This window comes from Flexivirga oryzae (assembly GCF_014190805.1).
Classification (GTDB): Bacteria; Actinomycetota; Actinomycetes; order Actinomycetales; family Dermatophilaceae; genus Flexivirga; species Flexivirga oryzae.
The window spans coordinates 1,064,674-1,079,709 of record NZ_JACHVQ010000001.1 but is presented as its reverse complement, the minus strand read 5'-3'; the positions used below and the strand labels follow the sequence as shown (position 1 = coordinate 1,079,709).

11 protein-coding genes are annotated in these 15,036 nt (G+C 68.0%); 6 read left to right on the top strand and 5 right to left on the bottom strand.

The annotated features are described in order from the left end of the window. Positions 1 to 30 precede the first annotated feature (30 nt). A complete protein-coding gene (locus FHU39_RS04920; RefSeq protein WP_183319326.1) occupies positions 31 to 663 on the bottom strand; it encodes a TetR family transcriptional regulator in 633 nt (210 codons plus the stop codon). 101 nt (positions 664 to 764) lie between these two features. Between FHU39_RS04920 and FHU39_RS04915 the strand changes: the two genes are divergently transcribed. Further along, on the top strand, positions 765 to 1,484 hold the full coding sequence (locus FHU39_RS04915) for a DUF4386 family protein (protein WP_183319325.1): 720 nt from the start codon (positions 765 to 767) through the stop codon (positions 1,482 to 1,484). 1,059 nt (positions 1,485 to 2,543) lie between these two features. Here FHU39_RS04915 and FHU39_RS04910 read toward each other — a convergent pair. From FHU39_RS04910 to FHU39_RS04895, 4 genes are read right to left on the bottom strand one after another with little or no spacing between them, the layout of a single operon-like run. Further along, positions 2,544 to 6,362, bottom strand: coding sequence for an ABC transporter ATP-binding protein (locus tag FHU39_RS04910; RefSeq protein WP_183319324.1), 3,819 nt, complete (start codon positions 6,360 to 6,362; stop codon positions 2,544 to 2,546). Beyond that, on the bottom strand, positions 6,359 to 6,775 hold the full coding sequence (locus FHU39_RS04905; protein WP_183319323.1) for a MarR family transcriptional regulator: 417 nt from the start codon (positions 6,773 to 6,775) through the stop codon (positions 6,359 to 6,361). Before FHU39_RS04905 ends, FHU39_RS04910 begins: the two co-directional genes overlap by 4 nt. A gap of 59 nt (positions 6,776 to 6,834) precedes the next feature. Next, positions 6,835 to 8,223, bottom strand: a complete 1,389-nt coding sequence (locus tag FHU39_RS04900; protein WP_183319322.1) for an aspartate aminotransferase family protein — start codon at positions 8,221 to 8,223, stop codon at positions 6,835 to 6,837. Beyond that, positions 8,223 to 9,713, bottom strand: coding sequence for a CoA-acylating methylmalonate-semialdehyde dehydrogenase (locus FHU39_RS04895; protein ID WP_183319321.1), 1,491 nt, complete (start codon positions 9,711 to 9,713; stop codon positions 8,223 to 8,225). The genes FHU39_RS04900 and FHU39_RS04895 overlap by 1 nt, the downstream gene beginning before the upstream one ends. Before the next feature lie 73 nt (positions 9,714 to 9,786). On the opposite strand from FHU39_RS04895, the gene FHU39_RS04890 reads away from it, so the two are divergent. The 5 genes from FHU39_RS04890 to FHU39_RS04870 all read left to right on the top strand — a co-directional run bounded on the left by FHU39_RS04890 (position 9,787) and on the right by FHU39_RS04870 (position 15,023). Beyond that, entirely contained in the window at positions 9,787 to 11,130 is a 1,344-nt protein-coding gene (locus FHU39_RS04890) for an aminotransferase-like domain-containing protein (RefSeq protein WP_246336164.1), read from the top strand. Positions 11,131 to 11,303: 173 nt separating this feature from the next. After that, on the top strand, positions 11,304 to 12,599 hold the full coding sequence (locus FHU39_RS04885; protein WP_183319319.1) for an O-acetylhomoserine aminocarboxypropyltransferase/cysteine synthase family protein: 1,296 nt from the start codon (positions 11,304 to 11,306) through the stop codon (positions 12,597 to 12,599). After that, a complete protein-coding gene (locus FHU39_RS04880; protein ID WP_183319318.1) occupies positions 12,599 to 13,123 on the top strand; it encodes a CoA-binding protein in 525 nt (174 codons plus the stop codon). Before FHU39_RS04885 ends, FHU39_RS04880 begins: the two co-directional genes overlap by 1 nt. A gap of 71 nt (positions 13,124 to 13,194) precedes the next feature. Continuing rightward, positions 13,195 to 13,758 carry an OsmC family protein gene (locus FHU39_RS04875; RefSeq protein ID WP_183319317.1) on the top strand — a complete coding sequence of 188 codons (564 nt, stop codon included), beginning with the start codon at positions 13,195 to 13,197 and terminating at the stop codon, positions 13,756 to 13,758. Next, positions 13,758 to 15,023: a flavin-containing monooxygenase gene (locus tag FHU39_RS04870; protein ID WP_183319316.1), complete on the top strand. Its 1,266-nt coding sequence runs from the start codon at positions 13,758 to 13,760 to the stop codon at positions 15,021 to 15,023. The genes FHU39_RS04875 and FHU39_RS04870 overlap by 1 nt, the downstream gene beginning before the upstream one ends. The last annotated feature ends 13 nt before the right edge of the window (positions 15,024 to 15,036 follow it).

The window sequence follows — 15,036 nt, the reverse complement described above, 5'->3', positions numbered from 1 at the left end:
ACCTTTGCTTCTGAATTAGGTAACTTTGTGTCACTCCGTGACCGGCATACCCGTCAGCAGCGTCGCCAAGGATGACAGCATCCACGCCTCGGCGCGGTCGAAACTCCACCCGGTGTCCTCGGTCAGCTGCCGCCAACTGGCCGGCGACGTCAACACCGCGAACGAGGTGGCGGCCTGATCGACACCGACCCCGGACGACAGAGCCCCGAGACCGGCGAGTCGCTCGGCCAGCGAATGAGCACCATCCCTATGGCGCCGCATCCCGTCCCTGACCGCAGCAGCGACGGCGGCGTCCGACGGTTCGGCGGCGAGCAGAACCCGGACGATGTCGCCACAGCGTTCGTTGATCCGGCGGGTCAACTGGACCGCACTACGCAGCACGACCTCGGCATCGTCGGCGACGGCGATGCGTCCGGCGAACTCGCCGACGCCGCTCTCGCTGTCGATCAGATCGTTCAGGGCGAGCACCAGGACGGCCTTCGATCCCACGCTCGAGTAGACGGTCTGAACGGCGACCCCGGCCTCTGTGGCGATCTGATTGATGGTGGTGCTGGCAAACCCGTGCTCCGCGAAGAGCCGTCGCGCCGCACGCAGGATCTCCTGCCTCGTCGCAGCGGCAGCGACATCCCGGCGGTTGCCCCGCCGTTGCGGCCCCTCGGACACCCTTGACAACCTCTCACTGGAGCGGGATTCTCTTTACTGGAATCTGATTCCAGTAAGAAGAATCTCCTTCTGATTCCAGCGTACAAGTACGAGGTGCTCCCATGTCCACTCATGCAACTCCGGCAGCGGCGATCACCACGGCGCCGGCTCTGACAGATCGAGCCATCCGCCGGATCGCGGGCTGCGCGGCGCTGGTCTTCGCAGTACTCCTGCTGATCCAGAACGTCATTCGGTCCGGAGAGCCGGCGTTCGACGCGGATCCGGCCGCGGTGTCGCAGTACTTCGCCGTGCACCGGATCGCTGTCGTGGTCCCGCTGGCGTTGTTCCCCGTCGGGATGGTGAGCCTGCTGTGTCTCGCCGGTGGCCTCCGCACCCTGGTGGCCGATCGCCATGATCGCTTCCTGGTCGACGTGGGCACGCTTGCCGTCGTGGTGATCGCTGCGCTCTTCGGTGTCGTCAACATCGTCGAGATCGCCCTCGCCGGAGCAGCCCCGCAGGCGACGTCATCGGCGGCCGTGGTCGCCGGCCTCTGGGCAGTGCACGCGGCAGCCTTCGGCCTGAACCTCGCGGCCATCGCGATCGCCCTGCTCACTCTGTCCGGCTTCTGCGTGCGCCATCACCTGGTGCCTCGGTGGGTTCGCCCGCTCGGGATGGTCGGCGCCGGCTGCCTGTTCCTCGCGGCGTTCGGAGCCGTGGCGATCGTCGAGGGAAGTGCGCTGCTCTACCTGGGTTTCGCCGGATTCCTCGCCTGGGGCGTCTTCCTGGTGCTCGCCGGCCTGGGTCTCCTGCGCAATCCCGACACGGACACCTCTGGCAGCTGAGTAGATCAGCGCAGGAATTCGACGAGTCACGCTGTCGCACAGCCCAATTCAGCGCCGGCCATCTCAGCGGTGATCATGTCAGCGGTGGCCATTCAGCGGTGGCCGAGTAGGTCGAGCCGCTAGGCGAGACCGTGATCGAGGTCCCGCGCCCGCCGCGCTCGCCGGGTCATCTTCCCGCGCAACCCATTCCAGCACCCGGTCATTTCCGCGGTGGCCGAGTAAGGGCGAGGAACGAGCCCGCATCGAGGTCCCGCACACCAGCGGTGGCCGAGTGATCACCCCGCGCAACCCAATTCAGCACCGGTCTTCTCCGCGGTGGCCATTCCAGCGGTGGCCGAGTACGGGCGAGGAACGAGCCCGCATCGAGGTCCCGCACACCAGCGGTGGCCGAGTGATCACCCCGCGCAACCCAATTCAGCACCGGCCATTCAGCATTCGGCCATTCCCGCGGTGGCCGAGTAAGGGCGAGGAACGAGCCCGCATCGAGGTCCCGCACACCAGCGGTGGCCGAGTGATCACCCCGCGCAACCCTTTTCAGCACCGGCCATGTCGGCGCCCGGCCATTCCCGCGGTGGCCGAGTAAGGGCGAGGAACGAGCCCGCATCGAGGTCCCGCACACGCCGCGGTGGCCGAGTAGGTCGAGCCGTTAGGCGAGACCGTGATCGAGGTCCCACACCCGCGCTGGCCGAGTCATCACCCCGCGCAACCCATTTCAGCACCGGCCATGTCAGCGCCCGGCCATTCCCGCGGTGGCTGAACATTTCTTCGATACATTTGACCGGAAACGTATCGGCTCGCGGGGTCGTGAGGCACGCGCGGGACCTCGATACGGCTCGCCCTTGCGGGCTCGCCTACTCGGCCACCGCGGGGGATCGGCTACTCAGCGGCGCGTCGGATCGGCTACTCGGCCACCGCCGGGGGACGCGACCTCGATACGCCGTTCCTCCGCTGCGCTCCCCCACTGCTACTCGGCCAGCGCATTGGGGTCAGCTACTCGGCCAGCGCGTCGGATCGGCTACTCGGCCAGCGCGTCGGATCGGCTACTCGGCCGGCGTGGGGCTACTCGGCCGACGGGTGAGGTACGGAACCCACGAGCTCGAAGGCGCGCCACATGTCCGCGTAACGACCACGCGCTCGGAGCAGTTCGTCGTGCGAGCCGACTTCCACGACCTCCCCTGCGTCGAGCACGGCGATCCGGTCCGCGGTGCGCGCCGTCTGCAGACGGTGGGCGATCACGATCGTCGTTCGTGTTTCGGCGACGGCGGCCATCGCCGCGTTGACCTTCGCCTCGGTGACCAGGTCCAGATTCGCTGTCGCCTCATCCAGTAGCAGAATCGCCGGATCGACCAACTGCGCTCGGGCGAGAGCGAGCAGCTGCCGCTGACCGGCGGACAACGACCTACCCCGCTCGGTCAGCTCGTGCAGATACCCACCGGGTAATGACGCGACGAAGTCGTGCGCCCCGACAGCACGGGCTGCGGCCTCGACCGCGCTGTCCGGTGCGTCCGGACGACCGTACGCGATGTTGTCCCGCACGGTGCCACTGAACAGGAACGACTCCTGTGGCACGTAGCCGAGCGTCCGGCGAAAGCCGGGCAGGTCCACCGTCCGCAGATCGACCTCGTCGACAGCCACCGCACCGGTCTGCGGATCGTAGAACCGCGCGATCAGCTTCATCACCGTCGATTTGCCCGCACCGGTTTCGCCCACGAGCGCGACCGTCTCACCGGCAGCGACCTCGAGCGACACGCCGCGCAGCGCCTCCGGTGGCTTGGGCACGGCCGGAGCCCTCGTGACGAGCTGCGCGTCACGCGGCCCGCGGGCCGCACTGCGCGGTATGACGGGCGGATAGCTGAAGTGCACGTCGACCAGCGCCAGTCGTCCCGCATGCACGACTGGATCGAGCGGCGAATCAGGCTGCGGCGTCAATGTTTCCAGCTTCATCAACTCTGAGATCCGGTCGACGGAAACTCGCGTCTGCTGCCAGGAGTCGAAGACCTGGGACAGTTGCTGGATCGGCGAGAAGAACAGGTTGATGTACAGCAGGAACGCGATCAACTCACCCGTGGTGAGCCGGCCGTGGGAGATCAGGTGCGCACCCACACCCAGCACGATGACGTCCGCGATGGCCGACAGGAACTGCACGAACGGGAAGTAGGTCGCCACCAGTCGCTGCGCCGCTACCCGCGACTCGAGGTAGCCCCGGCCGAGTCCGTGGAAACGAGCGATCGTCTCGGCCTCATGGACGAAGGCCTGCGTCTCCTTGACACCGGAGAGACTCTCCTGGAAATCGGCATTCACCACCGCGATGCGGTCGCGTGCCTGGCTGTAGAGAACAGCGGCCCGCTTACGGAAGGCGTAGGTCGCAACGACGAGCGGTATGGCGATGGTCAGCGTCCAGAGACCGAGCTCGAGATTGACCAGCACCAGAGCCAGCCCGACACCGACGAACGTCACCAGAGAGACCAGTGCCGACAACAGGCCGTTCTCGATGAGCGACTCGAACTGGTCCACGTCAGTGGTCATCCGGGTCATGATGCGCCCGGCCATCTCACGCTCGTAGTAGTCGAGCGACAGTCGTTGCAGCTGCGCCCAGATCCGGATCCGCAACGAGAACATGATCCGCTCAGCCGCGCGACCGGTCACGAAGGTCTCGGCGATCTGGTCGAGCAGATCCGCGACGGTCACGACCAGAAGGGCTGCCGAGGCCAACAACAGCACACCCCTCGCACCCTGCGAAACTCCATTGTCCACACCGATCTTCACCAGCACGGGGCCGAGCAGACCGGCGAGCGCGTCCAGCACCACGAGGATGAGCCCGACGCCGAGCGGACGCCGGAAGTCCTTGAGGAGTCGCCACAACGAGAAGTCCGGGAACGGTCGCGACTCGGATTCGACATCGACGGCAGCCCGGTCTCGGACGGGTGGGAGTGCGTCGACACGCGCGATCAGCTCCGGCGTAGGCGCCAGCGCCATTCGCCAACCGCCACCTGCACTCCCCCCGAGTCCGACACCGAGACTGGGTGCTCCGATGGACCCTGCAGCCGATGAGTAACGGCGGGCCCGGCGGGCCGCGGTCCATGCGGAGTCGGTGCGTTCCGCGCCGGACGTCATCGACGCGAGGACCTCGATACGGTCGCCGACTTCCTCATCGAGCTCGGTCTCCAGGCCGGACAACAGCCTTCGATACCTCTGGCTGGCCCGGGTCAGCTCGTCGTGCGTGCCGGACTCCACGATCCGGCCGTCCTCCAGCACCACGACGCGGTCCGCCAGGTGCAGCGTCGAGAGACGGTGCGCAATCAGCAGGGTCGTTCGGCCGGCAAGGATCTCGCGCAGCGCATCGTGGATGGCGCCCTCGGTGTGCGCATCGACGGCGCTCGTCGCATCGTCGAGGATCAGGATGCGCGGGTCGGCGAGGATCGCCCGCGCGAGTGCGATCCGCTGTCGTTGCCCGCCGGACAGTGACAGGCCTCGCTCCCCCACCGGGGTGTCGTAGCCGCGCGGGAGCTCCCGGATGAATCCATCCGCGGCCGCGGCGACCGCCGCGGCGCGGATCTGGCCCTCGGTGGCGCCCGGATGTCCGTAGGCGATGTTCGCGCGGACCGAGTCGGAGAAGAGAAAACTCTCCTCGAACGCCACCGCGACCTGGCGACGCAACGAGTGCAGCCGGACCGATCGCACATCATGGCCGTCGATCTCTACGGCTCCGGACTGGGGGTCGTAGAAGCGTGAGATCAATGCTGCGACAGTGGATTTGCCACTGCCACTGGCACCCACGATCGCTACCCGCTCCCCTGCCGGTATGTGCAGGTCGAACCCGTCCAGAACCGTAGCGTTGTCGTCATACCCGAAGCGCACACCGGCGAACGTCACGTCCCCACGCACGGGTGGTAGCTCGACCGCATCATCCGCATCGCGGACCCGCGGTTCGAGGTCGATGAGCTGGAAGATGCGCTCCACACCGGCGCGCGCCTGCTGGCCGATCGTCAACACACCGGCCAGTTGCCGGGCCGGCGCGACGAACTGTGAGATGTAGGTGCTGAAGGCCAGGAACGTGCCGATGCTGATGCGGTGCTCGAGCGCCATCCAACCCCCGAGTACGAGGATCAGCACCTGCGCGAAGGACGGAATCGCCTGCAGCAGTGGCTGATACCGGGCCTGCAGACGCACCGCTCGCATTCGCGAGCCGTAGAGCACCTGCGCTGTGTCCACCATGCGCTGCAGCTCGCGGGACTCCTGACCGAAAGCCTTGACGACGCGCACACCGGCGACGTCCTCGTCGACGATCTGGGCGACGTCGCCCTCACGCTGCTGCCCGTCCCAGGTGGCCGGGAAGACCTTGCGCCGCATGCTGTACGACACCGCGATCAGGGCCGGAAGCACCACCAGCCCGACGATTGCGAGCAATGGCGACAACACGAACATGATGACCAGTGACACCACCAGCAGCAGCAGATTGCCCGTCATCAACGGCATGAACTGCAGCAGCCCCTGGACGAGCGTCGAGTCCGAGTTGGCGCGCGAGACCAGCTGGCCGGTCGGCAGGTGATCCAGCGTGCCCTGGTCCATCGTCAGCAGATGGTCGTGCATCTCATTGCGGAGGTCGTACTGCACCGACAACGCCAGCTTGCCACCCTGATAGCGGCGCAGGTAGGCAAGCAGGAACGCCAGCAACGCCGTGCCGATCAACACTGTGAGCCACGGCCAGAGCGCGGCCCGGCGTTCGATGATGACTCCGTCGACGATCTCCCGCGCGACGAGCGGCACCAGGCTCTGGCAGAGGCTGCCCAGGACCGCGCCCAGCACGGCGAGCACCAGGCTGGTGCGGTGTGCGAACAGGTATGACGACAGCCGACGCACCCAGCCGCGGTCAGTCATCTGGCCGCCCTCTGCTCGGCGAGTTCGTCCAGACCGGCGTTCAGCGCCGTCAGTTGCTCGACGGTTGCCGCAGGCACCGGTGCGTGCGCAATCACGGCGCGCAACTGCTCGACCATTGCGGCGCGGGCCGCCGCCAGTGCCCGCTCGCCCTCGGGGGTCAGTCGCAACGTGACGGCACGTTGATCGGCCAACTCCGTCTGCCGCTCGAGGAGGCCTCGCCGGCATAGGGATTCGACGCTCGCGCTGACGGCCGGCTTGCCGAGCGCGAGTCGTCGTGCCAGTCGTGATGCCCGCTGCTGACCGTCCGCGACCGCTGACAGCACGCGGAAGTGCGCGAGGCTGAGGTCGGTCGAGGCGCGCTCCAGCACCCTGCTGAGCCGGATGATCGCGTCGACGGCAGCAACATCACTCACATAGCCATGCTACTCAGATTGGTTCGAGAGTCGAACCAATCTGAGTGGCAGGGCGTCGGTCACTCGGCGTAGTAGGTGTCCGTGGTGTCGAGCGCGAGGTCGAGGATCGCGAGGCCTTCGCGAACTTCGTCCTCGCTGATCGTGCACGGCGGCACGACGTGGGTGCGGTTGAAGTGGGTCATCGGCCACACCCCGCCGGCCTTGCAGGCGGCCGCGAAGTCGGCCATCGGCTTGGCGTCGGCACCGGAGGCGTTGTAGGGGACCAACGGTTCCCGCGTCTGCCGGTTCCGTACGAGCTCCACGGCCCAGAAGACACCGAGACCGCGGACGTCACCGACCGACGGGTGTTTCTCGGCCAGCTTCGCCAGCTCCGGTCCGATCACCTCGTCGCCGAGCCGGCGTGCGTTCTCGATGATGCCTTCGTCCTTGAAGATCTGGATCGATGCCACGGCCGAGGCGCACGCGAGGGGATGCCCGGAGTACGTCAGCCCGCCCGGGTAGACCCGGTCGTCGAACGTGGCGGCAACCGCGTCCGAGAGGACCACGCCGCCCAACGGCAGATACCCGGAGTTGACGCCCTTGGCGAAGCTGATCAGATCGGGCCGCACACCCCAGTGCTGTATGGCGAACCACTCGCCGGCGCGCCCGAACCCGGCCATCACCTCGTCGGAGATGAGCAGGATCCCGTGCTCGTCGCAGATCTCGCGGACCCCCGCGAGGTAGCCGGGCGGCGGCACCAGGATGCCGTTGGTCCCGACGATCGGCTCGAGGATGATCCCGGCGATCGTCTGGGCACCCTCGACCATGATCGTGTCGCGCAGGTGCGCCAGCGCCCGCTCGGTCTCCTGCTCCGGCGTCTCGGAGTGGAAGGAGGACCGGTAGGGGTACGGCCCCCAGAAGTGGACGATCCCGGGCACCGTGTGCGGCTCGGTCCCCCAGCGACGCGGGTCGCCGGTCAGCCCGATCGCGCCATGCGTCGCACCGTGGTAACTGCGATACATGGCAAGGATCTTCGGCCGGCCGGTGTGCAGCCGGGCCATCCGGATCGCGTTCTCGTTCGCCTCCGCGCCGGCGTTGGTGAAGAACACCTTGTTGAGGCCCTCACCGGCGACCTCGGAGATCAGTCGCGCAGCCTCCGACCGGGCATCGTTGGCCAGCCCGGGCTGGATGGTCGTCATCCGCGCCGCGTAGTCCTGGATCGCCTGGATCATCCGCGGGTGCTGGTGTCCGATGTTGACGTTCACCAGCTGGGAGGAGAAGTCCAGGTAGCGCTTGCCCTCGTAGTCGGTGAAGTACGAGCCTGCGGCGGACACGATCGGCAGCGGGTCGATGTGCGCCTGCGCCGACCAGGAGTGGAAGACGTGCGCCCGGTCGAGCCTGCGTACCTCCGCCTCCTCCGTGGGGATGGAGGCCAGGGCGTCCTGGGTAGAAGTCGTCGTCGAGGTCATCAGCGTGTCCTGGGGAAGCCGAGATCGACGGACGACGTCGACGGATCCGGCCAGCGCGAGGTCACGACCTTGCCCCGGGTGTAGAAGTTGACACCCTCCGGCCCGTACATGTGCGTGTCGCCGAAGAGGGAGGCCTTCCAGCCGCCGAACGAGTAGTAGGCGACCGGCACCGGGATCGGCACGTTGATGCCGACCATGCCGACCTCGACGTCGAACTGGAACTGCCGGGCGGCGCCGCCGTCGCGGGTGAAGATCGCGGTGCCGTTGGCGTACCGGTTGGCGTTGATGAGCTCCAGGCCCTCCTCGTAGGTGTCGACCCGGACGACCCCGAGCACCGGCCCGAAGATCTCGTCGGTGTAGACGCTCATCTCCGGTGTGACGCCGTCCAGCAGGGTGGTGCCGAGGAAGAAGCCGCACTCGGGCACGTCCGCCTCGCGTCCGTCGACGACGACCTTCGCTCCGGCACTCGCTCCGGCGTCGATGTAGCCGGCGACCTTGTCCCGGTGCGCCGCGGTGATCAGCGGCCCCATGTCGGTGTCACTCTCGTTCCCAGGGCCGACGACGAGTTTCGGCAGCCGTGCCGAGATCGCGTCGACCAGGCGGTCGGCGACGTCGCCGACCGCGACGGTGACCGACAGCGCCATACAACGCTCGCCGGCAGCCCCGTACGCGGCACCGACGATGGCGTCCGCCGCGACGTCCAGGTCGGCGTCGGGCAGCACCATGGCGTGGTTCTTGGCACCGCCGAGGGCCTGCACCCGCTTGCCGGCCGCCGTGCCCGTCTCGTAGATGTACTTGGCGATCGGCGTCGAGCCGACGAAGGAGACCGCGGCGACGCCCGGGTCGGTCAGCAATGCGTCCACGGCTTCCTTGTCGCCCTGCAGCACCGTGAAGACCCCGTCGGGAAGTCCGGCCTGCTGCCAGAGCTTCGCGATGAGCAGGGACGCGGACGGGTCCTTCTCGCTCGGCTTGAGGATGAACGCGTTGCCCGTGGCGATGGCGTTGGCGCACATCCACAGCGGGACCATCAGCGGGAAGTTGAACGGGGTGATGCCGGCGACGACGCCGAGCGGTTGCCGGATCGAGTACACATCGATGCCGGTGGCGGCCTGCTCACTGAAGCCACCCTTCATGAGCTCCGGTACACCACAGGCGTATTCGACGTTCTCCGAACCGCGGGCCACCTCTCCGTGGGCGTCCGCGAGAGTCTTGCCGTGCTCGGCGGTGACGATTTCGGCGAGGTCGTCCGCGTGCTCCTGCAGCAGGTGCCGGAACGCGAACAACACCGCGCTGCGCTTCGACAGCGACGCGGAGCGCCATTCGCGGGCAGCCGCGGCCGCCTTCTTCACGACATCGCTGACCTCCGCCGCACTGGCGAGGTCGACCTCGCCGGACTGCTCGCCGGTGGCCGGGTTGTAAACGGGGGAAGTTCGACCGGAGGTGCCTTCGGACACGCGACCGTCGATCCAGTGGGAGATTCGGGTGCTCATGGCATCAAGATTATGTGTGTTTCAAACTCCGCACCACCCTCTTTTTGTTATGTTACATAGTGTGCGAGCGACCTTGAGCGCCCTCGAAGAGCGGCTGACCGAACCCAACGCCCGCGGCCTGACCGCCGCGGTGATCGCTGCCATCCGGGACGGGGTGCTCGTGCCGGGAGAGCGACTCCCCCCGATCCGCACCGTCGCCACCCAGTTGGCGCTCTCCCCCACGACGGTCAGCAGTGCGTGGTCGGTCCTCGCCAGGTCCGGCACGATCCGCACCGACGGTCGCCGCGGGACAACCGTTGCCGACACACGGAATTCGGCAGGCGCGCTGCGCTACCAGCACGCGGTGCAACCCCGCGCCGAGTTCGCCCTCGACCTGTCGACCGGGGTGCCCGACCCGGCACTGCTGCCCGACCTCGCACCGGCCCTCCGGGCGCTGGGCCGCTCCGCGTCGACGCCGGCGACCTACCTCGACGACCCGATCCTGCCGGCACTGGTCGAGCAGTTCGCGGCCGACTGGCCGTACCCGGCGGAGGCGTTCACGCTCAGCGACGGTGCCATGGACGGAATCGATCTGATCGCCCGGACCCTGTTGTCCTTCGGGGACCGCGTCGTGGTCGAACACCCTGGATTCCCACCGCTGTTGGACCTGCTGGACGCTCTCGGCGCGGAACTCGTCGGGGTCGCCCTGGACGACGAGGGGATGCGTCCGGACGACCTGGCGTCCGCCCTGCGGACGCACACGGCGGCGGTCTTCCTCCAGCCCCGGGCACAGAACCCGACCGGCATCTCGATATCTCCCACACGCGCCGAACGGCTCGCGCAGATCCTGGGTGAGCACTCGACCCTCGTCGTCGAGGACGACTCCGCGGGCGCGGTCGCCATCGCGCCCGCAGTGAGTCTCGGCTCGTGGCTGCCGGAGCAGACCCTGCACCTGCGCAGCTTCTCCAAGTCCCACGGCCCCGACCTGCGGCTGGCCGGCATCAGCGGCCCGAGCGAACTCATCGGCCGGCTGTCCGCGCGGCGTCAGCTGGGCCAGGGCTGGACGAGCCGACTGCTCCAGCACACGCTGCTGCATCTGCTGACCGACACCGACGCAGTGGACCGGGTCGCCGTCGCTCGGAACGAATACGCCCGGCGCAGGGCATCGGCCGTACGGCAACTGGAGGAAGCGGGCGTGCCCGTGGCGGGCGACGACGGACTCAACCTCTGGATCCCGGTCGCCGACGAGACCGCGGCGATCGTGCGCCTCGCCAGCCAGGGGATCGGCGTCGCACCGGGCGCGCCGTTCGGGGTCCTGCCGGATCAGCCCGGACACATCAGGGTGACGATCGGCCTGGTCGACCCCGACACGACACCGGTCGTCGAACAGTTGGCCCAGGCCGCAACTGTCACCGGCGGCTGGGGCCGCGCGCGGTAACGGAACGCGGTCGTCTCATTGGTCGGGTGTCCGGTTGACAGTATCCGGACACGGAACCTAATTTTATAAGCACTGGTTATAGGTATCAGTGCATGACGTATGACGTGTCATGGCACTCGTCGTGCGCCGATGCAGTGACCGGGGTCTTCTGCCCACGACGAGGAACGGCGTACATGAGCGATCAGCACCAGTTCGGTTTCGACACGCTCGCCATACACGCCGGGCAACGCCCGGACCCCGAGACGGGTGCGCGGGCGATGCCCATCTACGCCACCTCATCCTTCGTCTTCGAGGACGCGCAACAGGCGGCGGACCTGTTCGCGTTGCAGACGTACGGCAACCTCTACAGCCGGATCGGCAACCCGACGGTCGCCGCGTTCGAGGAGCGGATCGCCACCCTGGAGGGCGGATTGGGGGCTGTGGCAACCGGTTCCGGCCTCGGCGCCCAGTTGGTGACCGTGCTGACCCTGGCGCAGCACGGCGACGAGATCGTGGCGTCGACGTCGCTGTACGGCGGCACGCACACCCAGTTCGACGTGACCCTGCGCCGGATGGGCATCGCGGTCACCTTCGTCGACTTCGACGACCCGGACGCCGTCGAGGCGGCGATCACCGACCGGACCAAGCTGCTGTACGGGGAGACGATCGGCAACCCGCGCGCGGACGTCCTCGACATCTCCCGCTACGCCGATCTGGCGCATTCCCACGGCATTCCGCTGGTGGTCGACTCGACGTTCGCCAGCCCCTACCTGTGCCGGCCGATCGAGCACGGTGCCGACATCGTGGTCCACTCAGCAACCAAGTTCATCGGCGGTCACGGCACCGCGATCGCCGGAGTGGTCGTGGAAGCCGGCACGTTCCCGTTCGACAACGGCAACTTCCCGCTGATCACCGAGCCGTCGCCGGCGTACCACGGGCTGACGTTCTGGGAGAACTTCCGCGAGTACGCCTTCCTCACCCGCGCCCGCGCGGAAGTGCTGCGCGACGTGGGTGCTCCCCTGTCGCCGTTCAACGCGTTCCTCCTCCTGCTCGGCCTGGAGACGCTGCCGTTGCGCATGCAACGCCACGCGGACAACGCCAAGGCCGTCGCGAAGTTCCTCGCCGAGCGCGACGAGGTCGCCTGGGTGAGCTTCCCGATCTTCGACGACGATCCCTACATCGCGCTGGCGAAGAAGTACCTCCCGGACGGACCCGGCGCGGTGTTCTCCTTCGGCCTGAAGGGCGGCTACGAGGCCTGCAAGACCTTCATCGCGAGCGCCGAACTCGCCTCGCACCTGGCCAATGTCGGCGATGCGAAGACGCTGATCATCCACCCGGCCTCCACCACACACCAGCAGGTGCCGGACGAGGCGCGGGCGGCTGCGGGAGTCGGCGACGACCTGGTTCGCATCTCGGTCGGCATCGAATCAATCGAGGACATCCTGTGGGACCTCGACCAGGCCCTGCGCGCCACGAACGGGGGCGCGTGATGGCGCCGACGATCATTCCCGCCAACGAAGCGACGCACCGGGCGACCGGCGGGGTTCCCGAGGCGTCGCCGCAGGACCGCCTGCAGATCCTGCGGGACGCGCGGTCCATCGCACTGGTCGGCGTCTCCCCCAACCCGATCCGCGCCTCCAACTTCGTGGCCACCTACCTGGTGCGGACCGACCTCACGACCTACCCGGTCAACCCGCGTGCCGACGAAGTGCTCGGCCGGCGTTGTTACCCGTCGCTGGCGGACCTTCCCGAACCGCCCGACATCGTCGACATCTTCCGTGCCCACGACGCGATCCCGGGCGTGGTGGACGAAGCCATCGCGGTCGGCGCGAAAGTCGTGTGGTTCCAACTCGGTCTACGGCACGACGAGGCCGCCCGGAAGGCGCTGGACGCCGGGTTACAGGTCGTCCAGGACCGATGTCTGAAGATCGAGCACGCGCGGTTCGCCGGCGGCCTGCACTACGGCGGATTCACCACCGGACTGGTCACGTCGCGACGGCGCCGCTCGATCTGAAGCCGTCGGTTCACCCGGCCCGAACGCGGGAAACCCCTGACAGAACACCACCAAGAACAAGGAGAACCTCCATGACCACCACCCCGACCGCCAACAACGGCGTCAACACCGAGGTGCTCCTCGGTGCGCGCAAGGCGCTCGCCGACGAGCCGGCCGGAGCCCAGTTCACCTGGCGTGCCACCAACGAGTGGCTGCACGCCACGCACACGAAGGCAACCGTCAAGAGCTACTTCGGGCTGGGCGCCGAGCAGGGCCACAAGGTCGAGTCGACCTTCGAGATGGACCACCCGGAGACCTTCGGCGAGGAGGACAACGCGGTCACCCCGGTCGAGTACGTGCTCGTCGGGCTGGGCGGCTGCCTCTCCGGTGGCATCGCGGCCGTCGCGCAGAACCGCGGCATCCAACTTCGGTCGGTGAAGGCGACGATCGAGGGCGACATGGACATCCTGGGCATCCTGGGCGCCGACCCCGACGTACGCAACGGGTTCAACAACGTGCGCGTCAACTACGAGATCGACGCAGATGCCAGTGAGGAGGACATCGAAGCACTGGTCGCGCAGTCGCAGAAGCGCTCGGCCGTCTTCGACATCGTGACCAACCCGACCAACGTCACCGTTTCCGTGACGAAGGCCTGATGCGCACCTCCGTCGTGGTCATCGGCGCGGGCCAGACCGGTCTCGCCGTGAGCTACTTCCTGTCCGAGCGGGACATCGAGCACGTGATCCTCGAGCGTGGATCGGTGGGCCAGTCGTGGCGCAGCGAACGCTGGGACTCGCTGCGCCTGCTCACTCCCAACTCGCAGTCCCGGTTGCCCGGGCACGTGTATGACGGGAACGACCCGGACGGGTTCATGACCATGACGGAGGTCGTCGGCTTCCTCGACGATTACGCCCGCAGGATCGCCGCGCCGGTCCGTTCCGGGGTGACCGTGACCTCGGTGCGGCGGCGCGGCTCGGCGTACCAGGTCGGTACCGACGACGGCACCTGGGATGCCGACGCCGTCGTGATCGCGACCGGCGCCTGCAACACGCCGCGGATCCCCGCGGTCGCCGAGGGCCTGCCCGACGACGTCGTCCAGGTCACCCCGGCGGATTACCGCAACCCGGACCTGCTTCCCGAGGGCGGGGTGCTGGTCGTGGGCGCCTCGGCGTCCGGCGCCCAGATCGCCTCGGAGGTGCAGCGCTCCGGCCGACAGGTCACGCTGGCCGTGGGCGAGCACGTCCGGGTGCCGCGCACCTACCGCGGACGTGACCTGATGTGGTGGATGGAGGTCACCGGGCGGCTGGACGAGCGGTACGACGACGTGGACGACATCGTGCGTGCGCGGCACCTGCCGTCGACCCAACTGGTCGGGACACCGGAGCGGGTGTCGCTGGACCTGAACACCCTGACCGCAGAAGGGGTTCGGCTGGCGGGACGGCTGGCCGCGGTGACGAACGGCCGCGCCCAGTTCTCCGGGTCGCTGCGCAACGTCGCGAAGCTGGCGGACCTGAAGGAGCGGCGCCTGCTGGAGTTCTTCGACGAGTGGGCGGTGGAGGCAGGTCTCGACGGTGCACTCGGCCCGGTCGAGCGGTACGAGCCGACCCGCATCGAGGACGAACCGCCGTTGAGCGCCGATTTCGCGGCGGACGGCATCCGCTCGGTGGTGTGGGCGACCGGCTACCTCGCGGATCATTCGTTCGTGGACATCGACGTGCTGGACCGCAAGGGGCAGCTGAAACACGACGGTGGTGTGGTGACGGCCTCCCCCGGTCTCTACCGGATCGGGCTGCCGGTGCTGCGGCGCCGCAAGTCGACCTTCATCCACGGCGCCGGGGACGACGCACGGGACATCACCGAGCACCTGGCCGGTTACCTGGCCTCGGTCGCGGTCGACGAAGCGGAGTGCGCAGTCGGCTGACGCCTCGCGTCAT